Source organism: Pseudomonas sp. NC02, from assembly GCF_002874965.1.
Lineage (GTDB): Bacteria > Pseudomonadota > Gammaproteobacteria > Pseudomonadales > Pseudomonadaceae > Aquipseudomonas.
Genome location: NZ_CP025624.1, coordinates 554,172 through 577,465, shown reverse-complemented (window position 1 = coordinate 577,465; position 23,294 = coordinate 554,172). Strand labels below are relative to the sequence as shown.

At 61.3% G+C, this 23,294-nt stretch carries 22 protein-coding genes; 7 read left to right on the top strand and 15 right to left on the bottom strand.

Features of this window, described 5'->3' with window-relative positions; all coding sequences use genetic code 11:
* Positions 1-125 precede the first annotated feature (125 nt).
* From hflC to C0058_RS02580, 9 genes are all read right to left on the bottom strand, one after another.
* A complete protein-coding gene (gene hflC, locus C0058_RS02620) occupies positions 126-992 on the bottom strand; it encodes a protease modulator HflC (protein WP_003217510.1) in 867 nt (288 codons plus the stop codon).
* Positions 992-2,167, bottom strand: coding sequence for an FtsH protease activity modulator HflK (gene hflK, locus C0058_RS02615; protein ID WP_087692480.1), 1,176 nt, complete (start codon positions 2,165-2,167; stop codon positions 992-994). The genes hflC and hflK overlap by 1 nt, the downstream gene beginning before the upstream one ends.
* 96 nt (positions 2,168-2,263) lie before the next feature.
* Positions 2,264-3,565 carry a ribosome rescue GTPase HflX gene (gene hflX, locus C0058_RS02610; RefSeq protein WP_003217514.1) on the bottom strand — a complete coding sequence of 434 codons (1,302 nt, stop codon included), beginning with the start codon at positions 3,563-3,565 and terminating at the stop codon, positions 2,264-2,266.
* A gap of 12 nt (positions 3,566-3,577) precedes the next feature.
* Positions 3,578-3,841: an RNA chaperone Hfq gene (gene hfq / locus C0058_RS02605; RefSeq protein ID WP_003217515.1), complete on the bottom strand. Its 264-nt coding sequence runs from the start codon at positions 3,839-3,841 to the stop codon at positions 3,578-3,580.
* A 93-nt stretch (positions 3,842-3,934) separates the two neighbouring features.
* Entirely contained in the window at positions 3,935-4,906 is a 972-nt protein-coding gene (gene miaA, locus C0058_RS02600; protein ID WP_102367980.1) for a tRNA (adenosine(37)-N6)-dimethylallyltransferase MiaA, read from the bottom strand.
* Positions 4,906-6,798 (bottom strand): DNA mismatch repair endonuclease MutL, encoded by a 1,893-nt coding sequence (mutL, locus tag C0058_RS02595; protein ID WP_168197522.1) that lies wholly within the window; start codon positions 6,796-6,798, stop codon positions 4,906-4,908. Before mutL ends, miaA begins: the two co-directional genes overlap by 1 nt.
* 14 nt (positions 6,799-6,812) lie before the next feature.
* On the bottom strand, positions 6,813-8,246 hold the full coding sequence (locus tag C0058_RS02590; protein WP_202948682.1) for an N-acetylmuramoyl-L-alanine amidase: 1,434 nt from the start codon (positions 8,244-8,246) through the stop codon (positions 6,813-6,815).
* A 3-nt stretch (positions 8,247-8,249) separates the two neighbouring features.
* The gene (gene tsaE / locus C0058_RS02585; RefSeq protein ID WP_003217524.1) at positions 8,250-8,720 is read right to left on the bottom strand and encodes a tRNA (adenosine(37)-N6)-threonylcarbamoyltransferase complex ATPase subunit type 1 TsaE; all 471 of its coding nucleotides are present in this window, start codon (positions 8,718-8,720) and stop codon (positions 8,250-8,252) included.
* Complete coding sequence (locus C0058_RS02580) at positions 8,708-9,568, bottom strand: NAD(P)H-hydrate dehydratase (RefSeq protein ID WP_102367978.1); 861 nt, start codon at positions 9,566-9,568, stop codon at positions 8,708-8,710. Before C0058_RS02580 ends, tsaE begins: the two co-directional genes overlap by 13 nt.
* A gap of 62 nt (positions 9,569-9,630) precedes the next feature.
* Between C0058_RS02580 and queG the strand changes: the two genes are divergently transcribed.
* Complete coding sequence (gene queG, locus C0058_RS02575; protein ID WP_102367977.1) at positions 9,631-10,713, top strand: tRNA epoxyqueuosine(34) reductase QueG; 1,083 nt, start codon at positions 9,631-9,633, stop codon at positions 10,711-10,713.
* Here queG and C0058_RS02570 read toward each other — a convergent pair.
* Both C0058_RS02570 and orn read right to left on the bottom strand, forming a co-directional pair.
* Entirely contained in the window at positions 10,692-11,309 is a 618-nt protein-coding gene (locus tag C0058_RS02570) for a trimeric intracellular cation channel family protein (RefSeq protein ID WP_172834585.1), read from the bottom strand. The genes queG and C0058_RS02570 overlap by 22 nt on opposite strands.
* A gap of 197 nt (positions 11,310-11,506) precedes the next feature.
* Entirely contained in the window at positions 11,507-12,049 is a 543-nt protein-coding gene (orn, locus tag C0058_RS02565; RefSeq protein WP_003217529.1) for an oligoribonuclease, read from the bottom strand.
* Between the two features lie 106 nt (positions 12,050-12,155).
* Between orn and rsgA the strand changes: the two genes are divergently transcribed.
* Positions 12,156-13,187: a small ribosomal subunit biogenesis GTPase RsgA gene (rsgA, locus tag C0058_RS02560; RefSeq protein WP_003217530.1), complete on the top strand. Its 1,032-nt coding sequence runs from the start codon at positions 12,156-12,158 to the stop codon at positions 13,185-13,187.
* Between the two features lie 300 nt (positions 13,188-13,487).
* The gene (locus tag C0058_RS02555) at positions 13,488-13,883 is read left to right on the top strand and encodes a type II toxin-antitoxin system PemK/MazF family toxin (protein WP_102370214.1); all 396 of its coding nucleotides are present in this window, start codon (positions 13,488-13,490) and stop codon (positions 13,881-13,883) included.
* A 75-nt stretch (positions 13,884-13,958) separates the two neighbouring features.
* Here the strand turns inward: C0058_RS02555 and motB are convergent, their stop codons facing one another.
* The gene (gene motB / locus C0058_RS02550; RefSeq protein ID WP_102367976.1) at positions 13,959-14,981 is read right to left on the bottom strand and encodes a flagellar motor protein MotB; all 1,023 of its coding nucleotides are present in this window, start codon (positions 14,979-14,981) and stop codon (positions 13,959-13,961) included.
* 3 nt (positions 14,982-14,984) lie between these two features.
* Entirely contained in the window at positions 14,985-15,836 is an 852-nt protein-coding gene (gene motA / locus C0058_RS02545) for a flagellar motor stator protein MotA (protein WP_003217532.1), read from the bottom strand.
* A 166-nt stretch (positions 15,837-16,002) separates the two neighbouring features.
* On the opposite strand from motA, the gene C0058_RS02540 reads away from it, so the two are divergent.
* The 3 genes from C0058_RS02540 to asd are packed head-to-tail and all read left to right on the top strand — an operon-like array spanning position 16,003 to position 19,289.
* A complete protein-coding gene (locus C0058_RS02540) occupies positions 16,003-17,538 on the top strand; it encodes an HDOD domain-containing protein (protein WP_102367975.1) in 1,536 nt (511 codons plus the stop codon).
* Positions 17,539-17,596: 58 nt separating this feature from the next.
* Entirely contained in the window at positions 17,597-18,412 is an 816-nt protein-coding gene (locus C0058_RS02535) for a rhodanese-like domain-containing protein (protein WP_102367974.1), read from the top strand.
* A gap of 16 nt (positions 18,413-18,428) precedes the next feature.
* Positions 18,429-19,289 carry an archaetidylserine decarboxylase gene (gene asd / locus C0058_RS02530; RefSeq protein WP_008439110.1) on the top strand — a complete coding sequence of 287 codons (861 nt, stop codon included), beginning with the start codon at positions 18,429-18,431 and terminating at the stop codon, positions 19,287-19,289.
* Between the two features lie 120 nt (positions 19,290-19,409).
* Here asd and serB read toward each other — a convergent pair whose 3' ends face one another.
* On the bottom strand, positions 19,410-20,624 hold the full coding sequence (serB, locus tag C0058_RS02525) for a phosphoserine phosphatase SerB (RefSeq protein WP_003217536.1): 1,215 nt from the start codon (positions 20,622-20,624) through the stop codon (positions 19,410-19,412).
* A gap of 134 nt (positions 20,625-20,758) precedes the next feature.
* Between serB and C0058_RS02520 the strand changes: the two genes are divergently transcribed.
* Positions 20,759-22,291, top strand: a complete 1,533-nt coding sequence (locus tag C0058_RS02520) for an AhpA/YtjB family protein (RefSeq protein WP_102367973.1) — start codon at positions 20,759-20,761, stop codon at positions 22,289-22,291.
* Between the two features lie 187 nt (positions 22,292-22,478).
* Here C0058_RS02520 and C0058_RS02515 read toward each other — a convergent pair whose 3' ends face one another.
* On the bottom strand, positions 22,479-23,186 hold the full coding sequence (locus tag C0058_RS02515) for a membrane integrity-associated transporter subunit PqiC (RefSeq protein ID WP_003217538.1): 708 nt from the start codon (positions 23,184-23,186) through the stop codon (positions 22,479-22,481).
* Positions 23,187-23,294 lie beyond the last annotated feature (108 nt).

The window sequence follows — 23,294 nt, the reverse complement described above, 5'->3', positions numbered from 1 at the left end:
CAAACATGCAGACGCAAAAAAGCCGGGAATTTCCCGGCTGCCGCATCATACACCCGTTTTCTGAAAGGATCACCCCGCCCGGCATTTTAGCCGCCCGACGGAGCGATTCTCAGACTACATGCGGGTTACTTGGACTTTTCCAGGTAGCGGAAGAAATCGCTACTTGGGTCCAGCACCATGACGTCGGTTTTGTTCGCAAAGCTTTCACGGTAGGCGCGCAGGCTACGGTAGAACGCGTAGAACTCCTGGTCCTGGCCATAGGCCTTGGCGTAGATCGAAGCGGCTTGAGCATCACCATCACCACGGGCCTCTTCAGACTCGCGATAGGCTTCAGCCAACAGTACGCGACGCTGACGGTCGGCATCCGCGCGGATCCCTTCTGCCAGTTCGTTACCCTTGGCGCGGTGCTCACGAGCCTCGCGCTCACGCTCGGTGCTCATACGTTCGAACACGCTGCGGTTCACTTCCTTCGGAAGGTCGATGGCCTTGACCCGAACATCGATCACCTCGATGCCCAGCTCTTTTTCCGCCATCGCATTCAACGAACGCGTGATGTCCGCCATCAGCGCGTCACGTTCACCGGATACCACCTCGTGCAGGGTGCGCTTACCAAACTGGTCACGCAGGCCCGATTCCAGACGGCGCGACAAACGCTCGTCGGCAATCTGCTTGAGGCCGGAGGTCGCGGTGTAGAAGCGCTCGGCATCCTTGACGCGCCACTTGGCGTAGGCGTCAACCATCACAGCTTTCTTTTCCAGGGTCAGGAAGCGTTGTGTCGGTGCATCCAGGGTCATCAGGCGGCCGTCGAACTTGCGCACCTGGTTGACGTAGGGGACTTTCACATGCAGGCCCGGCTGGACATCCGCCTGGACCACGCGACCGAATTGCAGCAACACCGCGCGCTCGGTCTGAGACACGATATAGAAGCAGTTCCAGGCAGCGATGACCACGACGACGCCCACAATCAGGGCGGTCAGCGATTTATTGCTCATCAACGACTCTCCCTGGTACGTGTTTGCTGTTGCAGCAGGTCAGCGGCCGCACGGGCGCTCGCTTCGTTGGCAGCAGCATTGGAACCGGTAGCCGGTGCGCTGGTGCTGCTACGACCACCTTCGATCATCTTGTCCAGCGGCAGGTACAGCAGATTGTTCTGCCCGCCCTTGCTGCCGGTCACGAGAACCTTGCTGGTGTTGCTGAAGACTTCCTGCATGGTGTCCAGGTACAGACGCTCACGGGTGACTTCCGGTGCCTTGCGGTACTCGGCCACCAGCTTGGTGAAACGATCTGCCTCACCCTTGGCGCGGGAGACCACTTCGTCGCGGTAACCGTTGGCATCCTCAAGGATGCGCTGGGCCTGGCCACGGGCTTCCGGCACCACGCCGTTGGCGTAGGTTTCAGCCTGGTTGCGCGAACGCTGCTCGTCTTCACGGGCACGGATCACGTCATCGAAGGCTTCCTGCACTTCACGCGGTGCCGCTGCGCTCTGTACGTTGACCTGGGTCACGGTGATACCGGTGCGGTACGTGTCGAGGAACCGTTGCAGGCGCTCCTTGATTTCGCTGGCCATCAATTCACGGCCTTCAGTCAGCACCTGGTCCATTGCGGTGGAACCCACCACGTGGCGCAGGGCGCTTTCGGTCGCATGTTGCAGGCTGATCTCCGGCTGGTCGACGTTCAGCACGAAGTCCTGCAGGTTGCTGATCTTGTACTGCACGGTCAGCGGCACTTCGACGATGTTCTCGTCTTCGGTCAGCATCTGGCCCTGCTTGGTGTAGGCACGCTCACGCGTGACGTTTTCCATGTACTTCTTGTCGATCGGCGGGAAGTAGATGTTCAGGCCAGGGCCGACAGTCTCGTAGTACTTGCCGAAGCGCAGCACCACGGCTTGCTCCTGCTCGTCCACCACATAGACGGCGCTGTACAGCCAGACGGCCGCCAGCACGACGAGGCCGATGCCGAGCAGGCCGTAACCACCGCCCTTGCTCGTACGACCGCCTTCGTCACCACCACGTTTTTTTCCACCACCGAACAACCCATTCAGGCTTTCCTGCAGCTTTCGGAAGGCCTCGTCGAGATCTGGTGGCCCCTTGCGGTCGCCATTATTGCGGCGTTTACCACCCCAAGGATCCTGATTATTCGAGTTGCCACCCGGCTCATTCCAAGCCATAGCGCTCTCCATCTGATAAAGCAAAGACGCACCCACGGCGCGCCGACCAATGCTACAGAATGCCTGTCACAGCGGCACAACCGCTTTCTCAGGCTTTTATTGCAAAGTGTGTTGTTCGATGAACTCTGTCGGCACAACGCCTTCACGGCTGACCAGCCGATTCAGCTCCGAGCGCGGCAATCGAACGGCCAGCAAGCTGACACCTTCTTCGTCGTGTTCTTCTTTCTGTACCGCGCCCAGCTCGAAAAACTGTGCACGCAGTCGAGCAAAACGCTGCGGCAAGCGCAAGGTGCCGACGAACAAATCGCTGCCCAACAGCTCGGCAATGGCTTGTTCAAGCAATTCCAGGCCACTGCCATCACGCGCCGACAGCCAGACCCGCTGGGGCTTGCCGTTTTCGTCGCGCTGGATTTGTGGCTCAACGCCTTCAAGCAAATCGAGTTTGTTATAGACCTCGAGGATCGGCAAGTCCTGGGCACCAATCTCGCCCAGCACCACCATGACCTGTTCAATCTGCAACATGCGATCCGGTTCGGCCGCATCGATCACGTGCAACAGCAGGTCGGAATTGCTCGACTCTTCGAGCGTAGACCGAAATGCCTCGACCAGCTTGTGGGGCAAGTGACGAATGAAACCCACGGTATCGGCCAGGACAATCGGCCCCAGGTCGTCCAGTTCCAGACGGCGCAAGGTCGGGTCGAGGGTCGCGAACAGTTGGTCGGCCGCGTACACGTCCGATTTCGTCACGTTGTTGAAGAGTGTGGATTTGCCGGCGTTGGTATAGCCCACCAGGGAAACGGTCGGGATATCCGCACGCATACGGCCACGTCGCGATTGTTCGCGCTGGCTGCGCACCTTCTCCAGGCGGCCCTTGATCTGCCGCAGGCGCACCCGCAGCAGACGCCGGTCGGTTTCCAGCTGGGTTTCACCCGGGCCGCGCATGCCGATGCCGCCACCCTGGCGCTCAAGGTGAGTCCAGCCACGAACCAGCCGGGTGCTCATGTGGTCAAGCTGGGCCAGTTCTACCTGGAGCTTGCCTTCATGGGTACGGGCGCGTTGAGCGAAAATATCGAGAATCAGACCCGTGCGGTCGATCACGCGACACTCGAAAACTCGTTCGAGGTTACGTTCCTGACTGGGCGTGAGGATGTGATTGAAAATCACCAGATCGGCCTTTTCGGCGTGGACCAGGTCGCGCAGTTCCTCGACCTTGCCGCTGCCGATCAGGAATTTGGCGGTTGGCCGATGACGCGGCACGTTAAAAAACGCGACGGTCTCGGCGCCGGCCGAATTTGCCAACTCCTGAAACTCCTGCGGATCTTCGCGCGCCTCAGGGTCCTGTCCATCCAAGTGAACGAGGATTACTCGCTCACCACCACCGTGGCGCTCAAAGAACAAAGGAGACTCCTATCAGGCGTTACCTGGTGCAGGCTCGGCGTCACCCTGTTCTTCGGTTGCGCTAGGCAGACGAATTGGACGAACCGGCACTACGGTCGAGATAGCGTGCTTGTAAACCATTTGGCTTACGGTGTTTTTCAGCAGGATCACGAACTGGTCGAACGACTCGATCGTACCTTGCAGCTTGATACCGTTGACCAGATAGATGGAAACCCCAACTTTCTCTTTACGTAAAGTATTCAAGTAAGGGTCTTGTAGCGAATGCCCTTTTGACATGTGCCGCACTCCTTTAAGGATCAATAATAAAAATCGGAAAATAGATAGCTCATGGCCGTCACACCCCCAAGGATAGACGGCAATTGCAAGGACTCAGCTCAATATGGAGACCGTTCCCAAGTATTTCAAGGCGCGTGACAGATTGTCGCTGTCCAGGCTGTCCAGCCAGTGCAAATCGCTCCAACTGCGCAACCAGGTGAACTGACGCTTCGCCAATTGGCGCGTAGCAATGATGCCGCGCTCCTGCATTTCGGCTGACGTCAGCTTGCCATCCAGATGATCCCAGACTTGGCGGTAGCCTACAGCACGTATCGAAGGCAGCCCTGGATGCAGGTCACCTCTTGAACGCAGTGCTACGACCTCCTCCACAAACCCCTGTTCCAACATAATTGTGAATCTTTGTGCAATTCGTTCATGCAGCACCTGGCGATCCGTCGGAGCGATGGCCAGATTCGCCACAGTATAGGGCAATTGTGAGTGTCCCGAGGCGCCTGCTTCAGCACTTTGCGCAGTTTGTTTCAGCCTGTGTTCAGTCATGGTCTGGCCACTGACCCGCCAGACTTCCAACGCTCGCGTCAGGCGCTGGGGGTCATTGGGATGAATTCGCGCGGCGGAAACCGGATCCACAATGGCCAACTGATCGTGCAAGGCCTGCCAGCCAAGGCGCGCAGCCTCTTCTTCAAGTTCGGCGCGCACCTGTGGATCAGCTGGCGGCATATCAGCCAGACCTTCCTGCAAGGCCTTGTAGTAGAGCATCGTGCCGCCGACCAGCAGCGGAATCTTGCCCCGCGTGGTGATATCGGCCATGGCGGCCAGCGCATCGATGCGAAAATCCGCCGCCGAATAGCTCTCGCTGGGATCAATAATGTCGATCAACCGGTGCGGATACTGGGCCAGCAGCTCTTTTGAAGGTTTGGCAGTGCCGATGTCCATGTCCCGGTAAACCAGTGCAGAGTCGACACTGATCAACTCGCACGGCAAGACCTTGGTCAGCTCGATGGCCAGGTCGGTCTTGCCGGCGGCCGTCGGGCCCATCAGGAAGATGGCGGGGGGCAAGGCACTCATCAACGGCCGCGCAAGAACAGTTTGTCGAGGTCGTCCAGGCCCATCTGGGTCCAGGTCGGGCGACCATGGTTGCACTGGCCGCTGCGCTCGGTGTTTTCCATGTCCCGCAGCAGGCCGTTCATTTCCGGCAAGGCCAGCCGGCGGTTGGCCCGGATGGCGCCGTGACAGGCCATGGTGCCGAGCAGTTCATTGATGTGGGCCTGGATCCGGTCACTGGTGCCGTATTCCATCAGGTCCGCCAGTACGTCGGCCACCAGCCGGTTGGCCTCTGCCTGCTTGAGCAAAGCCGGAATCTGGCGGATAGCCAGGGTTTCCGGCCCCAGGCGTTGCAACTCAAAGCCCAGCTTCTGGAACACGCTGACGTGCTCTTCGGCGCAATCCGCTTCCCGCTGGCTGACCGCCAGGGATTCCGGCACCAGCAGCGGCTGGCCGCTCAGGCCTTCGCTGGCCATGGCGATCTTCAGGCGCTCGTACATGATCCGCTCGTGGGCGGCGTGCATGTCCACCAGCACCAGGCCATGGGCGTTTTCCGCAAGAATATAGATACCCTTGAGCTGTGCCAGCGCGTAACCCAACGGCGGCACGTCGCCCTGGCCTTCCGGCAACGAGGCAGCGCCTGGCTCGGCGCCGGGCAGCGGCGCGAAAAACTCGCGATAGGCCGCCTGGGCCTCGGCCACCGGCACCGCCGATTGCGGACGCGGGGTGTACTGGTATTGATAACCGGCGCCTGAGCCTGGTGCGGTATAGCTCGGCTGGGCTTGCGGCGATTGCAGCAGGTTGGCCGCCAGGCTCATTTCGCCCTGGGGCCCGAACTCGCCGGCTTCCGGCCCTGAAGGACGGACAACAGCCGTGACAATCGGCGCCGCCAGGTGATCATCCGGCCGCACATCGCCCAAGGCGCGGTGCAGGGTGCCGTAAAGAAAGTCGTGGACCATGCGACCGTCACGGAAGCGCACTTCGTGCTTGGTCGGGTGCACGTTGACGTCGACCACCGACGGGTCGACCTCGAAAAACAGCACAAACGTCGGATGCCGCCCGTTGAACAGCACGTCGCGATACGCCTGGCGCACCGCGTGGGCCACCAGCTTGTCGCGCACCGCCCGGCCATTCACGAAGAAATACTGCATGTCCGCCTGGCTACGGGAGAAAGTCGGCAACCCCACCCAACCCCACAGCCGCAGGCCATTGCGCTCGATCTCGATCGGCAGCGCCTGCTCCAGGAACCCCGCGCCGCAGATGGCCGAGACACGCCGCGCACGGGCCGCATCATCATGGGCCTCGTGCAGGCTGAGGATGGTCTTGCCGTTGTGGCGCAGGTGGAAAGCCACATCAAACCGCGCCAGGGCCAGGCGCTTGATGACTTCCTGCAGGTGATCGAATTCGGTTTTTTCGGCCTTGAGGAATTTACGCCGGGCCGGGGTGTTGAAGAACAGGTCGCGCACTTCCACCGAGGTGCCCACCGGATGTGCCGCCGGCTGGACCCGGGGCGCCATGTCGCGGCCTTCGGTTTCAACCTGCCAGGCCTGGTCGGCGTCGCGGGTGCGGGACGTCAGGGTCAGGCGAGCCACCGAGCTGATGGAAGCCAGGGCCTCACCACGAAACCCGAGGCTCATCACCCGTTCCAGGTCTTCCAGGTCGCGAATCTTGCTGGTGGCGTGACGGGCCAGGGCCAGCGGCAGGTCATCGGAGGAAATCCCGCTGCCGTCGTCGCGCACTCGCAGCAGCTTGACGCCGCCCTGCTCAACATCGACATCAATGCGCCTGGCGCCGGAGTCGATACTGTTTTCCAGCAACTCCTTGATCACCGACGCTGGCCGCTCGACCACCTCACCCGCCGCGATCTGGTTGGCGAGACGCGGGCTTAGCAGCTCGATGCGCGAGGTATTGCTCAAGACTGTTTCGCTCATTATTGCGCCGCCAGTTCAGTGCCCGGGATGGTCAACACCTGGCCGACCTTCAATTCATCGGTCTTGAGGTTGTTGGCACTGCGCAAGGTTGCCGCTGACACCTGGAAGCGCACCGCCAGCATCGCCAGGGTGTCGCCCGGCTGCACGCGATGGTCACGCGGGCCCTGGGCGATTTTCCCGGAGTCACGCAGCCAGGCTATATAAGTGCCCGGCGGCGGGTTCTGCTGGAAGAACTGGCGAACACCGGCGCTGATGGAGCGCGCCAACGCCTGCTGGTGGCTGGCCGAGGCCAGTTTCGAGGCTTCGTTGGAGTTGGAGATAAACCCGGTTTCCACCAGGATCGACGGAATATCCGGCGACTTGAGCACCATGAACCCGGCCTGTTCCACGCGCTGTTTGTGCAGCGAGGTGACGCGACCAATGTTGCTCAGGACTTTCTGCCCCACGTTCAGGCTAGAGGTCAGCGAGGCAGTCATCGACAGATCGAGCAATACGCCAGCGAGCATCTTGTCCTTGTCGTCGAGGGATACGTTGCCAGCCCCGCCGATCAAGTCGGAACGGTTTTCACTGTCCGCCAGCCAGCGGGCGGTCTCGGACGTAGCGCCGCGATCAGACAGGGCAAACACCGAGGCACCAAACGCCGCGGCCGAAGGTGCGGCGTCGGCGTGGATCGAGACGAACAGGTCGGCGCCCTTCTTGCGGGCGATTTCGGTACGGCCACGCAGCGGAATAAAGTAGTCGCCGGTCCGGGTCAGCTCGGCGCGGTAGCCTTTCATGCCATTGATCTGGCGCTGCAGTTCGCGGGCGATAGCCAGTACTACGTCTTTTTCATGCTGGCCGCGCGAGCCCGAGGCACCCGGGTCTTCGCCGCCGTGACCGGCATCGATGACCACGATAATGTCACGTTTGCCCGCCGGAGCCGGTGGCAGCGGCGGCAATTTGACCTGGGGTTGCGACTGGTTGACCGGCACCGCAGGTATCGTCGCGACGCTTGGAGTTGGCGCAGGCGGCGGCGCGGCATCGGCGGCGTTGTCGAACAGGTCGACCACCAGCCGGTTGCCATACTGCGCGTTGGGCGCCAGCACGAAGCTTTTCGGGGTCACGGCCTTTTTCAGGTCGATGACCACCCGCAGGTCGGTCGGCGTACGCTGGGCCGAGCGCATCGCGGTAATCGGGGTATTGGCCATGGCGACTTTCAACGGCGCGGCCAGGGTCGCACCGTTGATATCAATCACCAGGCGATCAGGCGCCGTGAGGGTGAAGACGCTGTGCTGAACCGGGCCAGACAGGTCGAATACCAGTCGCGTGTTATCCGGTGCCCGCCACAGGCGAACACTTTTCACCTGTGAGGCCGCCAGTGCATTGAAAGTCATTGCCGCAAGCAACACCCCTACGACAGTAACCAACGCGCGAAAGCGCATACCTAACCCCATCAATTATTTGAATTCCAATGCCAAGGCGGCGCACCACGACTCGCCGCGCGCGCTCTGGGACAACAACTTCAGCTGACGTCCTTGCTTATGCGGGGTAATGGTAATGGTCAGGTCCGGCTTTGGCAAAAAGCCTGTGCCTTTATCTGGCCACTCGATCAGGCACAAGGCGTCCTCATCGAAGTAATCACGAATGCCCATGTATTCCAGTTCTTCCGGGTCCACCAGGCGATACAGGTCGAAGTGGAACGCTCGTACGTCACCGATTTCGTAGGGTTCTACCAAGGTGAACGTAGGGCTTTTCACAGCACCCGCGTGCCCCAACCCGCGAATGATGCCCCGGGACAAGGTGGTTTTTCCGGCGCCGAGATCGCCTTCCAGAAAGATCAGCCCTGAGCCTTGAGTGACCCGGGCAATACGGTTGCCCAAGGCGACCATGGCGTCTTCATCAGGCAGGAAAAGAACTACTTCAGACACGGCGATTGCTCCTCCAGCAACTGACGAATGGCAGGAATCAGGTCACTGGCGGCCAGCCCGCGACCGTAGGTACCCTGGCGATCTCCGGCAGTGGCATGCAGCCAGACCGCCAGGCAGGCGGCATCAAATGCCGGCATGCCTTGCGCCAGCAAAGCACCGACCAGGCCGGCCAACACATCGCCAAGGCCAGCGGTTGCCATTGCAGGATGGCCCTGATCGCAGCGGGCAACCCGACCGTCCGGGCTGGCGATCAAGCTGCCGGCGCCCTTGAGGATCGCCACCACATTGAATTTCTGACTCAAGGCGCGCGCCACGTTAAGGCGGTCGGCCTGAACCTCGGCTGTCGAAATACCCATCAAGCGGGCCGCTTCGCCAGGATGCGGAGTGATCACGCAATTGGCCGGCAGGCTGGCGCTGCCCGCCGCCAGCAGGTTCAAGGCATCGGCGTCCCAGACTTGCGGCTGCCTGGCATTGGCCGCTACCGACAGCAGGCTTTTGCCCCAGGAGGCCTCGCCCAGGCCCGGGCCGATGACGATCACGGAAATCTTTTCCAGCAGGCCCATCAATTGATTGGCCGAGTGCACGCCCACCGTCATCACTTCCGGCAACCGCGCCAGCGCCGCACCGACGTGTTCGCTACGGGTCGCCAGGGAAACCATGCCGGCACCACTGCGCAGGGCACTTTCAGCACTGAGCAAGGCGGCGCCGCCAAAACCGCGGTCGCCGCCGATCAGCAATACATGGCCGAACTGGCCTTTATGGGCGTCCGGGGAACGCGCAGCGAGTTGCGGCAATTGGCCGGGCAACAGGTGCTGAACGTCGGGTATTTCGTGTTTTGTCTGCGGCATGCGTCTTCAAGCTCCGATGTCTGGCAGAATTATACGCATCTAACCTGCGGTTTCTCTTGTTCATGCCTGCTATTACCTACGACCTGCCCGCCCTCGCCCAATCGATCAAAGACTGGGGCCGCGAGCTGGGCTTTCAACAAGTGGGCATCAGCGGCCTCGACCTCGCCGAGCATGAACAGCACCTGCAACGCTGGCTCGACGCCGGCTACCACGGCGAAATGGACTACATGGGCGCCCACGGCAGCAAGCGCTCACACCCGGAGGAGCTGGTACCCGGCACCTTGCGCGTGGTCTCACTGCGCATGGACTACTTGCCAGGCGACACCCAAATGGCCCAACTGCTGGCCAAACCCGAAAAAGCCTACATCTCCCGCTACGCCCTGGGCCGCGACTACCACAAGCTGATCCGCAAGCGCGTGCAGCAACTGGCCGACCGCATCCAGGCGCAAATCGGCCCGTTCGGCTTCCGCGCCTTTGTCGACAGCGCCCCCGTGCTGGAAAAAGCCATCGCCGAGCAGGCCGGGCTCGGCTGGATCGGCAAGAACACCCTGGTACTCAATCGCAAGGCGGGCAGTTACTTCTTCCTGAGCGAGCTGTTTGTCGACCTGCCGTTGCCGGTCGACCCACCCCACGCCACCGAACATTGTGGCCGCTGCACCGCCTGCCTGGATATCTGCCCTACCAACGCCTTCGTCGGGCCCTACGTGCTGGACGCCCGGCGCTGCATTTCCTACCTGACCATCGAGCTGAAAAGCGCGATCCCCGAAGAACTGCGCCCACTGATCGGCAATCGGGTATTCGGCTGCGATGACTGTCAGATCGTTTGCCCGTGGAATCGTTTCGCGCGGCCTACCGACGAAGGCGATTTCAAGCCACGGCACAACCTGGATAACGCAGAGCTCGCCGAGTTGTTTATGTGGGACGAGGACAGATTCCTCAGCAGCACCGAAGGTTCTCCCCTGCGCCGCGCCGGCTATGAGCGCTGGCTGCGCAACCTGGCGGTGGGCCTGGGCAATGCGCCATCAAGCATTCCGGTGCTGGAAGCGCTGAAGGCGCGTCGGGAATACCCCTCGGAACTGGTGCGCGAACATGTGGAATGGGCGCTGAACCAGCACGCCGAACGTCAGTGCACGTCGTCGTTGTAGACGAACTTGGGCATTTCCCAGTGAAAACGGATCGCCAGCAGGCGCAATAGAAAGCCGCTGAACAGCGTCAGCAGGATCGATTGCTCACTTGGCAGCTCAAGGTAGATGCACAGCATGTAGAACCAGGCGGCCAGGAACGACACGCTGGCGTACAGCTCGCGGCGGAAGATCAACGGAATGTCGTTGCAGAAGATATCCCGCAGGATGCCGCCAAATACCCCGGTGATCACACCGCTGACTGACGCCACCAGCATGCCGTGGCCCATTTCCAGGGCGGTCATGCTGCCGATCAGGGTGAAGGCCACCAGGCCCACGGCGTCCAACGCGAGGAACAGCGACCGCAGGTGGCGCATCAATGGAGCGATGAAGATGGTCACCAGGGCCGCGACGGAGGTCAGCACCAGGTACTCCGGGTGTTTGACCCAGGTCAGCGGGTAGTGGCCGAGCAACACGTCACGCACCGAACCGCCGCCCAGCGCCGTCACGCAGGCGATCAGCACCACACCGAACCAGTCCATCCCGCGCCGCCCGGCAGACAAGGCACCCGTCATGGCTTCGGCGGTGATGGCGATGAGGTAGAGCATCAGCAGCATGATGGCGATCCTTGCAAAGTTGTGGCGAGGGGGCTTGTCCCCCGTTGGGGTGCGAAGCAGCCCCTTTAAAGGCAATAGAGTTTTCAGGTAGATCGGGATGTCAGATTTTAGGGCCGCTTCGCAGCCCAACGGGGGACAAGCCCCCTCGCCACAGACAAGCCCCTCGCCACAAAAGCCCGCTGGGCTCAGGTATTACCGCTTTAGAACTTGATGAAATGCTTGCGGTAATGCTGCAGCTCGGCAATCGACTCGCGAATATCGTCCAGCGCCAGGTGGGTGCTGCCCTTGTGGAAGCTGTCTTTGACTTCCGGCGCCCAGCGCGCGGCCAGCTCCTTCAAGGTCGACACGTCCAGGTTGCGGTAGTGGAAGTAGCTTTCCAGCGCCTTCATGTGGGTATAGAGAAAGCGGCGGTCCTGGCAAATGCTGTTGCCGCAGATCGGCGACTTGCCCTTGGGTACCCACTTTTCCAGGAAGGCGATGGTTTCGGCTTCAGCCTCGGCCATGCTCACGCGGCTGTCGCGCACACGCTGGGTCAGGCCCGAGTTGCCGTGGGTGCGGGTGTTCCACTCGTCCATGGTGGCCAGCACCGCGTCGCTGTGGTGAATGGCGATCACCGGACCTTCGGCCAAGGTGTTGAGGTTGCTGTCGGTGACAATGGTCGCCATCTCGATGATGACGTCGGTGTCAGGGTTCAGACCGGTCATTTCCAGATCGATCCAAATCAGGTTCTGTGGGTTTTGCATGTCGTGGTTCCTTGGCACCTTGGCGTAGCTGCGCAGTTTAGCAGGCAGGGCGTGCTAGACTCGCGACCGTTTCACCTAACCTTTGCATTATCGACACGGAACACCAATGGCCAAACGCCAGCTCAACCGTCGCCAAAACTGGCGCATCGAAAAGATTCAGGGCGAACGCGCTGCCCGCGCCGCCAAACGTGAATCCTCCGCCGTGGAAGCGCTTGAGGGCGGCGACCTGGGCCCCGAGCAAACGGGCCTGGTGATCGCGCACTTCGGTGTGCAGGTCGAAGTCGAGGCCACCGAAGGCGATCACGCCGGCCAGGTGTTCCGTTGCCACCTGCGCGCCAACCTGCCTGCGCTGGTGACCGGCGACAAGGTGGTATGGCGTGCCGGCAACCAGGGCATCGGCGTGATCGTCGCCCAGTTGCCGCGCACCACCGAACTGCGTCGCCCCGACAGCCGTGGCCAGCTCAAGCCGGTAGCGGCCAACGTCGACATGATCGTCATTGTCTTCGCGCCACTGCCCGAACCCCATGCCAACCTGATCGACCGCTACCTGGTAGCCGCCGAACACGCCGGCATTCGCCCGCTGTTGCTGCTGAACAAATTCGACCTGATCGACGAACAGAACGCCCCGGCGCTCAACGCGCTGCTGGCGGTGTACCGCACCCTCGGCTACCCGGTGCTGGAAGTCTCGGCGCATCACGGCAATGGCATGGAACAGTTACAGACTGAACTGGACGGGCGCATCAGCGTGTTCGTCGGCCAGTCGGGCGTGGGCAAGTCGTCCCTGGTCAACAGCCTGTTGCCGGAAGTCGAAACCCGTGTTGGCCCGCTGTCGGAGCTGTCCGGCCAGGGCACCCACACCACCACCACCGCGCGATTGTTCCACTTTCCGGGCGGCGGCGAGTTGATCGACTCCCCGGGCATCCGTGAATTCGGCCTGGGCCATGTGAGCCGTGCCGATGTTGAAGCGGGCTTTATCGAGTTCAACGACTTGATCGGCACCTGCCGCTTCCGTGACTGCAAACATGACCGCGAGCCGGGTTGCGCCCTGCTCAAGGCACTGGAAGACGGCCGCGTGCAGCAGCAGCGAATGAATAGCTATCGCTCGATCATCGCCAGCTTGCCCGAGACCAGTTACTAAGCAGCAAACCGGTGCCGTGCCATGCCTTGATACACATAAGGCACGGCACGGAACCCCCGACCCCATTGATTAAATCGAGTCAGCCATCAAGAATCCGCTGCAACTGGGCGGCCCATGACGCAAGCCAGCTTGAATTCGATTTTCCCAATGCTCATACTCGCTCCGTCACCAGCGCAAGCTGGCAGGAGTCTGGATCCTTTTCGGGGTTGATCCAGCGGCGCAGAAGGGGCGAAGCAAGCTCCACTGCGTGTCGAATGAAGCCGCCTTCGGGCGGCTTTGCTTTTTCCGGGGAATCAACGATTGCCTCTCTACTACCATCCCAAACAAGGCGATGTTCTTCTGTGCGACTTCACTCGGGGCTTTGTAGCGCCCGAAATGCTGAAGATCCGCAAAGTCGTTGTGATCTCGCCGACTGTCACCCACAGCCGAAAACTGTGCACAGTGGTCCCGATTTCCTCCACAGCGCCTGACATCCAGCACGACTGGCACCATTTATTGCGAACCAATCCGCTGCATACCGATGGCTATAAAGCGCTGTGGGTGAAATGCGACATGATCTACACGGTCAGTTTCGAACGACTGGACAAACTGCACAGAAAGACCAGGACCACTGGGCGAGAGTATTTCGTGCCGCGCTTGGGCGCGGAAGATATGCGAGGCGTGATTGACGGTGTGAAGGCCTACCTCCCGCTCTGATACAACCGACAGAAAAAAGCCCCGAGAACCCGGGGCTTTTTTAATCGTCGAAGCAACCGATTGAGTCTGACGGCCTCATGAACCCGTGGCGGGCAGAGTCGGGTCTTTCATCCCGCCGTCATCAAACAGGTTCAGCTTCTGCCGCAGCTCATGGGCCGGCAACGGCTCCTGCTCCGGCGGCAGTGCGTTCGGGTCTGCCGGCACCTCGCCCGGCGCGCCTTCACCCTGGGTCGGTACCGGTGGCGTCGCAGGCGGGTCACCTTCAATTGCACGCTGGGCCTTTTTGGTCAGCACGACGATATCGATGCGTCGGTTGATCGGATTGAACGGATCCTTGGGATCAAACAGCTGCGAGGAAGCAAACCCCACCACCCGTGCCACTTGCGGGTCCGGATAGCTGCCGGCCACCAGTGCACGACGCGCGGCATTGGCCCGGTTGGCCGAGAGCTCCCAGTTGCCGAAGTCGCCCTGACCCGCATACGGCTTGGCGTCGGTGTGGCCGCTGATGCTGATCTTGTTCGGCACCGCCTTGATGGTGTCGGCCATGGCCAGCAGGATGTCTTCAAAGTACGGCTTCAAGCGTGCACTGCCGGAATCGAACATCGGCCGGTTGGCGGCGTCCGTGATCTGGATGCGCAAGCCATCCGGGGTGATCTCGAAGGAAATCTGGTCCTTGAACTTCAGCAGTTGCGGGTTTTCCTCAACCTTGGTTTGCAGTTCCTGCAGCAGCAATTCCAGGCGTTCCTGCTCGACCTGTTCGGCCATGCTCTCGACGGTGTCGCGCTCGATCGGGATCTTTTCCTGGGGCGAGTCGGTCTTGATTTCCGGGTTGATGGTGCGCTCGGGCGCCAGTTGCGGCGAACCACCGAGGTCGATCACAAAAGGCGTGCCGCTCTCGGAGAAACCGATGGGGTCCTTGAAGTAACCGGCGATGGCGATCTTCTGTTCCGGCGTGGCAGTGGACATCAGCCACAGCACCAGGAAGAACGCCATCATCGCCGTCGCAAAGTCGGCGAAGGCGATTTTCCAGGCGCCGCCATGGTGCCCCGCAGCGAAGCGCTTGACGCGCTTGATGATGATCGGCTGGTTGTTTTCCATGGCTTAGCGACCGCGAACCGCTTGTTCCAGCTCAGCGAAGCTTGGACGGTGCTTCGGATACAGAACCTTGCGCCCGAACTCCACTGCCAGCGATGGCGGCATGCCGGAAGCCGAAGCCACCAGGCAGGCCTTGATGGCTTCGTACAGATTCACTTCTTCCTTGGCATCGTGGGCCAGGGACGTGGCCAGCGGGCCGAAGAAACCGTAGGCCGCGAGAATACCGAAGAAGGTACCTACCAGTGCCGCACCTACGTGCATGCCGATGGCTTTCTGGTCGCCTTCACCGAGGGAGGCCATGGTCACCACGATCCCGAGCACCGCGGCAACAATACCGAAACCGGGCATGCCGTCGGCGATGCCGGTCACGGCGTGGGATGGGTGCTCCAGCTCTTCCTTGAGGCTGAACAGTTCCATGTCGAACAGGCCTTCCAGCTCATGGGGCGCCATGTTGCCGGACGACATGATGCGCAGGTAATCACAGATGTAGGCGGTCATGCGCTCGTCTTTGAGCACGGCCGGGTACTTGGCGAAAATCGGGCTCGCCGCGGCGTCCTCGATGTCGCCTTCGATGGCCATCATGCCTTCGCGGCGGCTCTTGTTGAGGATCTCGTAGATCAGCCCCAACACTTCCAGGTAGAAGGTGTGGGAGAAGCGCGAGCTGAACATGCCCAGCGACTTCTTGATCACGTGCATCGTCATGTAGCCGGGGTTGGCCTGCAGGAATGCGCCGAACGCCGCACCGCCGATAATCAGCACTTCGAAAGGCTGGATCAGCGCCGCAATCTTGCCGTGGGAAAGGACGTATCCGCCGAGCACGCTCGCGATGACGACGATGATGCCGATAATTTTAGCCATAGGGGATGAGTACTTGCGCCGTCGGGTTCAGGGTCATATTCGCAAGAGTTGAAAACTCTTGTTCTACTTATCGGCAAATCTGCGCCAGACTATAGCCCGTTATGGCGAAAAACCAGTTCGGCCCGTCCCGGGCGTGTTGACCGCAAGTGATGATCGCGCCCCAATCATGGCAAATGAAACGACAGTCCCAACTCAAAAACCCGCCACCCTCGCCGCTTGGGTAAAGCGCCTGGACGATGTGCTGTTGCCTGTTCCACAGGCGAGCCACGACCGGGTTTGCAAGGCCATCGGCGACAACCGCAGTTCGTTGCGGGATATTGCAGAGCTGATGCAGAACAGCCCGGCGCTGGTGCTGAGCGTGATGCGCGAGGCCAACAACCAGGCCCACGGCAGCCTCGCGGAGCCGGCAGAAAACCTCGAAGTGGCGATCAATCGCCTCGGCCTCAAGCGCACCGAGGAGTTGCTGCGGCGCCTGCCTTCCGTGCCGCTGAATGAAATCCCCGTGGCCCTGCGCCAGCTGCAGATGATCAGCCAGCACGCTTCGCAACAAGCCAGCGGCCTGTTCGCCAGCCGCCTGGCGCGGTTGTGGCAAGACATTCACTGGGGCAGCCTGCTGTTCCTTTCACCGCTGTGGCCGATGGCGATTGCCTATCCCAAGCTGCTGGAAGAATGGGAGCTGCGGGTGATTCACAAGGGCGAATCGGCCCGCACAGTCGAACAGGAGCTGTTCGGCGTACGCCTGCTGGACCTGTGCCTGGGGTTGACCGACACCTGGCGCCTGCCGATCTGGGTGTCCCAGGGTTATACGTTGCTGCTGACGGAACAACGCTTGCTGGTCAAGGCGCTGAGCATTGCCCGTGAAGACGAGCCGTTGCGCCAACAGCAGTTGCTGGATGCCGACCCGAACCTGCGCCGCTGGCTGAACCAGCCGGCCAACACTGTGCTGTTGGCCAACGGCCTGGCGCTGGCGGCGCAGGAGTCCTGGACCTGCCCGCACACCCAGCGCTGGCAATACCTCACTGCGCTTTACCTGCAACAACCGTTGGCCGAAGTGCAGCAACAGTCCCACCAACACGCGGCGATCAGCGCCCGCAGCACCCTGATGCGCGACCTGTGGCACCCGGCGCTGTCGTTGATCTGGCCATGGGATGTGCAGCGCGTTCACCACGGCTTGCTGCCGGCACCGCCCCCCACCGCCGAGTCCCTGGCGATCTGGCGCAAGCGCTGCACCGAATTGCTCGTAGAGCCGAGCCGCTTTGCCAATGCCATGCACCTGACCACCTGCGCCAAGGAAGCCCTCGTGGCCTGCGGCATGCAACGGGTGATGCTGCTGATGGCGGACAAAACCTTGAGCACGCTACGTGTGCATCAAGTCGACGGCCTGCCGAAGGACGCCGACCACATGAGCCTCGACGTGGCGCAAAGCACCCTGCTGCAACGCCTGCTGGCCAAGTCCGCCCAGGTGCGCCTCAACCCCGACAACCACGCCCAGTTCTCGGCACTGCTGCCGCCGGAACTGCGCCGCCTGTTCAAGGGCGAACACCTGCTGCTGCGCTCCCTGAGTTGCAATGGCCGGGTGGTGATGCTGATGGTGGCCGACCAGGGCGGCGGGCCGTTCTCGGAAACCACCGTGCAGGCCTTCGGCAAAACCGCCCAATGCATCGAAAAGGCCCTGCACAGCTTTACCAACCGCAGTGCCTGACGCTTGCGCTACAATCGCCCTCCCTTAGCGCCCAATTTTTATGCCCAGGAGACCTCACATGCCTGACTTCTCTGGCTTGCCGCTGGTCATCGAGGCCAGTGACCTGCTCGGTCGCCTCGATGCCGAACACCTGATCCTGGTGGACCTCACCAGCGCTGCGCGTTACGCCGAAGGGCATATCCCCGGCGCACGTTTCGTTGATCCAAAACGCACTCAACTGGGCCAGCCACCAGCGCCGGGCCTGCTGCCGGGCAAGGCCGATCTTGAAAAGCTGTTCGGCGAACTGGGCCACACCCCTGATGCCACCTACGTGGTGTATGACGACGAAGGCGGTGGCTGGGCCGGGCGATTCATCTGGATGCTCGACGTCATCGGCCACAAGAAATACCACTACCTCGACGGCGGCCTGCTGGCGTGGCTGGAAGAGAAACACCCAGTGTCCACCGAGGTACCGGCCAGCGCCGGCGGCCCGGTCAGCCTGACGTTGCATGAAGAACCCACCGCCACCCGCGAATACCTGCAAAGCCGTCTCGGCGCTGCCGACCTCGGCATCTGGGACGCCCGTGGCCCGCTGGAATACTCCGGCGAGAAAGTCCTCGCGGCCAAGGGTGGACACATCCCGGGCGCGGTGAACTTCGAATGGACCGCCGGCATGGACAAGGCACGCCAACTGCGCATCCGCCGCGACATGCCGCAGATCCTCGAAGACCTCGGGCTGACCCGCGACAAAGAAATCATCACCCACTGCCAGACTCACCACCGTTCTGGCTTCACCTACCTGGTGGCCAAGGCGCTCGGTTATCCACGAGTCAAAGGTTATGCCGGTTCCTGGGGCGAATGGGGCAACCACCCCGACACCCCCGTTGAGATTTAAGGTTTAAGGACAGTTAATGAAAAAGCAGTTGTTCATCCTCAGCCAGTACTTGCTGCCCCACCACCTGCTGTCGCGTCTGGCCGGTTGCATTGCCGAATGCCGCGTGCGCTGGTTCAAGAATGCGTTCACCCGCTGGTTTGCCAAGCGTTATCAAGTGGACATGTCCCAGGCCCTGGTTGAAGACGTGACCGCTTACGAGCACTTCAACGCCTTCTTCACCCGCGCGTTGAAAGACGGTGCACGCCCGCTGGATCAGACCCCAGGCGCGGTGCTGAGCCCGGCCGATGGCGCGGTCAGCCAGTTGGGCCCGATTGAACATGGCCGGGTGTTCCAGGCCAAGGGCCACAGCTTCAGCGTGCTGGAATTGCTGGGCGGCGATGCGGCGGTGGCTGCGCCGTTCATGGGCGGCGATTTCGCCACTGTTTACCTGTCGCCGAAGGACTACCACCGGGTGCATATGCCATTGGCCGGCACCCTGCGGGAAATGGTTTACATCCCTGGCCGAATCTTCTCGGTGAACCAGACCACGGCCGAAAATGTGCCGGAACTGTTTGCGCGTAACGAGCGTGTTGCCTGCATCTTCGACACCGAACGCGGCCCGATGGCCGTGGTGCTGGTTGGCGCGATGATCGTGGCATCGATTGAAACGGTTTGGGCAGGCTTGGTAACGCCGCCAAAACGCGAGCTGAAAACCTTCCGTTATGACGAAGCTGCCCGTGGGCCGATCCACCTGGAAAAAGGTGCGGAACTGGGGCGCTTCAAGCTGGGTTCGACGGCAATCGTGCTGTTTGGGCCGGACCAGGTTCAATGGTCGGAAGCACTGCAGGCGGGGACGCCGGTGCAGATGGGCCAGGGCATGGGTTTGCCGAAAGCCTGACCTAGCGATCATTCCCACGCTCCGCGTGGGAATGCATCCCGGGACGCTCCGCGTCCCAACCTCAAAATCGGACGCGGAGCGTCCAGGGCGGCGTTCCCACGCAGAGCGTGGGAACGATCCTCAGAGCTGACCGTCGCGATCGCGAAAGCCCAACAGGTACAACACGCCATCCAGCCCTAAAGTCGAAATCGCCTGCTTGGCCGATTGCTTGACCAGCGGCTTGGCCCGGAACGCCACACCCAACCCGGCAATCGCCAGCATCGGCAAGTCATTTGCCCCGTCGCCGACCGCAATGGTCTGCTCCAGACGCAACCCTTCCTTGTGTGCCAATTCCCGCAACAGGTCAGCCTTACGCTGTGCGTCGACAATCGGCTCCACGGCCACACCCGTCACCTTGCCGTCCACCACTTCCAGCTCGTTGGCGAACACATAGTCGATACCCAGCTTGGCCTGCAATTGCTTGGCGAAGTAGGTGAAACCGCCCGACAGGATCGCGGTCTTGTAGCCCAGGCGCTTGAGTTCGGCGAACAGGGTTTCGGCGCCTTCGGTCAGTCGCAGCGAGGCGCCGATGGAGTCCAGCACGCTGACGTCGAGGCCCTTGAGCAGCGCCAGGCGCTCCTTGAAGCTAGCTCGGAAATCCAGCTCACCAGCCATGGCACGCTCGGTAATTTCCGAAACCTGCTCGCCTACACCGGCAGCCTTGGCCAATTCGTCGATGACTTCGGCTTCGATCAGCGTCGAATCCATGTCGAACACCGCCAGGCGGCGATTGCGGCGGAACAGCGAGTCTTCCTGGAAGGCGATATCGACATTCAGCTCCTGGGCAACGCTCAGGAATTCGGCACGCAGGGCCTGGGGATCTGCCGGCTCACCGCGTACGGAGAACTCGATGCAGCCCTTGCCCTTGTCTGCTGGCGTGTCCAACGGCATACGACCCGACAGACGGTCAATGTGGTCGATATTCAAACCGTACTGAGCCGTGATCGAACTGACACGCTGCAATTGCTCGGCCGTCACCTTGCGGGTCAACAGGGTCACGATGTGGCGTTTTTTGCCCTGGCCGGCCACCCAGCTCTGGTAATCCTCTTCGGACACCGGGGTGAAACGCACCTGCTGATCGAGCTTATACGCCGTAAACAGGATGTCCTTGAGCACGGACGAGGCTTGCTCGGTGCTGGGAATTTCCACCAGGATGCCGAACGACAGCGTGTCGTGAATCACCGCCTGGCCGATGTCGAGAATGTTCACACCACCCTGGGCCAGAACACCGGTAATGGCTGCAGTGAGACCCGGACGGTCCTCACCTGTGATGTTAATCAGGACAATTTCGCGCAAAGCGCACCCCCGAGCTGGAAAAAAACCGCATTCTACCCACTTTCAGTGACCATCGGGCACAGCCAGCGCTTTGCCGGTCTTGGGCCTGTCGCTATACTGCGCGTCAACTTCACGGACTAAAGAGCCGAGCTTAAGTGAACCGGCCCACGCCAGTAAAAACCGATAACTTCTTCCTGCTGATCTTCCGGGCACTGCGCCACCGCCGTGTACCGATCGCATTACGCATCGCCAGCCATAACGTGATCCTGGTCGCCCTGGCCCTGGTCATCTACGCCTGCGTGATGGGTTTGCAGTTCAAGCAGGCCATGCACGAGCAAGCCGACGCTTTGGGCGAGAGCCTGACCACCCAGACCGCCACCTCGGCGACTGAGTTGTTGGTGTCCAACGACATCCTCAGCCTCAACGTGCTGCTCAACAACCTGACCAAGAACCCGCTAGTGGCCCACGCCGCTATCTATAGCGTGGACAACCGGATCATGGCCGAAGCCGGGCAACGCCCGAAAAACGGCCTGCTGGGTGAAGCCGAAGGCCTGTACCAGAGCAATATCACGTTTCAGGACGTGAAGGCCGGCCAACTGCGCATCAGCCTGGACATGCAACAGTTCCAGCAGCCGATGACCATCAGCCTGCAAAGCATGGGTATCTTGAGTGCGATCCTGCTGGCACTGTCCCTGGCCTTGAGCCTGCGCCTGGGCCGGCATATCTCCACGCCACTGATGCAACTGCGCATCTGGCTGCGGGATATCGATGAACACACCCCGGCCACCGACCGCCAGGACGAAATCGGCGACCTCGCCCGCCAACTGCACACCAGCTTCGCGCCGGAGCCCGTAGTGCCCGAGGTTGAACCCGAGCCCGAGTTCGACGACACCGACTACGAAGACGACGAGCCCGAGTTTGAAGTGCGCAACCTGCGGGACCCGAGCTTCGACGAGTCTGCGCCGGTAGCGACCCAAAAGCCGGCGACCCGTCATGTGATCAAGGCAGAAGAAGACGAACTGGACGAAGAAGACCCGTTCGCCGATCTTCGCGATACTTCAGTGCCAACCGCTCCTGCTGTGCAGCCTGCTCCGGTGCGCAGCACCCAGCCCCAGCACAGCGCCGTATTGGCCGTGCAACTGGGCGCACAGGATCAACTGCGTCGCTTGCCGCGGGCACGCCTGACCGAGCTGCTGGAACGTTATCGTGACTGCCTCGACCAGGCGGCCTCGCTGTATCAGAGCGAACTGCACACCCTGAACGACGGCAGCACCTTGATGCTGTTCCACAGCGAAGACAGCGGCGAAGACTACCTGACCAACGCCATCTGCTGCGGTGAACTGCTGCGGGCCCTGGGCCATGCGCTGCAAATCGAAGTGGCCGACAGCGGCATCACCCTGCAACTGCAATTGGGCCTGACGGTGGGCGACGATCTGTATGGCATGAGCCAGATCGATCTGCTCCTGACCGAGATTGCCCAGGATGCGCTGGCCTTGTCGCAACACAGCCGCAACCTGCTGCTGGTGGAACGCAAGATCAGTGACGACGTGCTGATTCGCCAGCGTGCGCGGATCCGCCCGATTGCCAGCCCTGAAGGTGCGTGCTGTGTGGAGCGGTTGATGGAGCCTTACCCGTCGATGCTTGAGCGCCAGCTGGCGCGGATGCATGAGACGCGGGCGAAGAACTAAAGAACAACGCAAATCAATGTGGGAGCGGGCTTGCTCGCGAAAGCGGCCTGTCAGTCAGCCTATGTATCGACTGATCCGCCGCCTTCGCGAGCAAGCCCGCTCCCACATTAGATCTGCGTACCGCTCAAATCCCGCACAAACAAAAGGCCCGCTCATCAGCGGGCCTTTTTGTTGGTCTGTATTCAGGTCAGAACCTGAACACTTCCATATCGGTGCGAATCGGCACGGCCATCGGCATCTTCGGCTTCTCCGGTGCCGCAGCCTTGGGCTGCGCCGGGGCTTGTTTGCGTGGCGCTTCTGCCACCGCTGGCTGATTGGCCAATGGCTTGAGGGCCACCGACAGCTGGTCAGCCAAACGTTGCAGCAACACACCCTGGGCCTGGACCTGGGACGCGGTGCTGCCGCTGTGCTCTTCCTGCAAGTGCACGATGCGGTTATCCCGCACCTGGCCACGACGGTCGATCAGGCGCCATTGCGCGTCGAGGATAGCGGGCTGCGAAACGCCCGAGTCCAGTCGCGTAATGGTCAGCAGCACCTGTACGTCCGGGGCAAAACCCAACGGCGCCGGCGCCAATACCACACGCTGGCTGTCCAGGTGGCCAGCCACCTGGCGCAACATCAACTGATTGATGTCGGACGAAAGGCTACCGGCCCAGCGGCCATCGGTGGAACCTTGCAGGCTGCCGTCGTTCTGACGTTGCAGCAGGGTTTCACGTTGCAGATAGTCGGCCACCACAACAGGGCCAAGCAATACAGCCATGCCGGCACTTTGTGCAGGCTGAGCCGGACTTCCACTGTCCAGCTGATACAGCGACACCGGTTGGTGTGTGCTGCAACCCGCCAGGCCCAAAAGGCCAGCGAGCAACAAAAATAAAGGAAGGCGCGGAGCAGTCATCATCCCATCCAGGTGGCTGCCACAAGGCGAACCACAATGTAATACTCAAAAATAACCTGTACGCGCTCAGCCACGCCGGCGCTGGAAAGGCCATATCATCCGTGAATA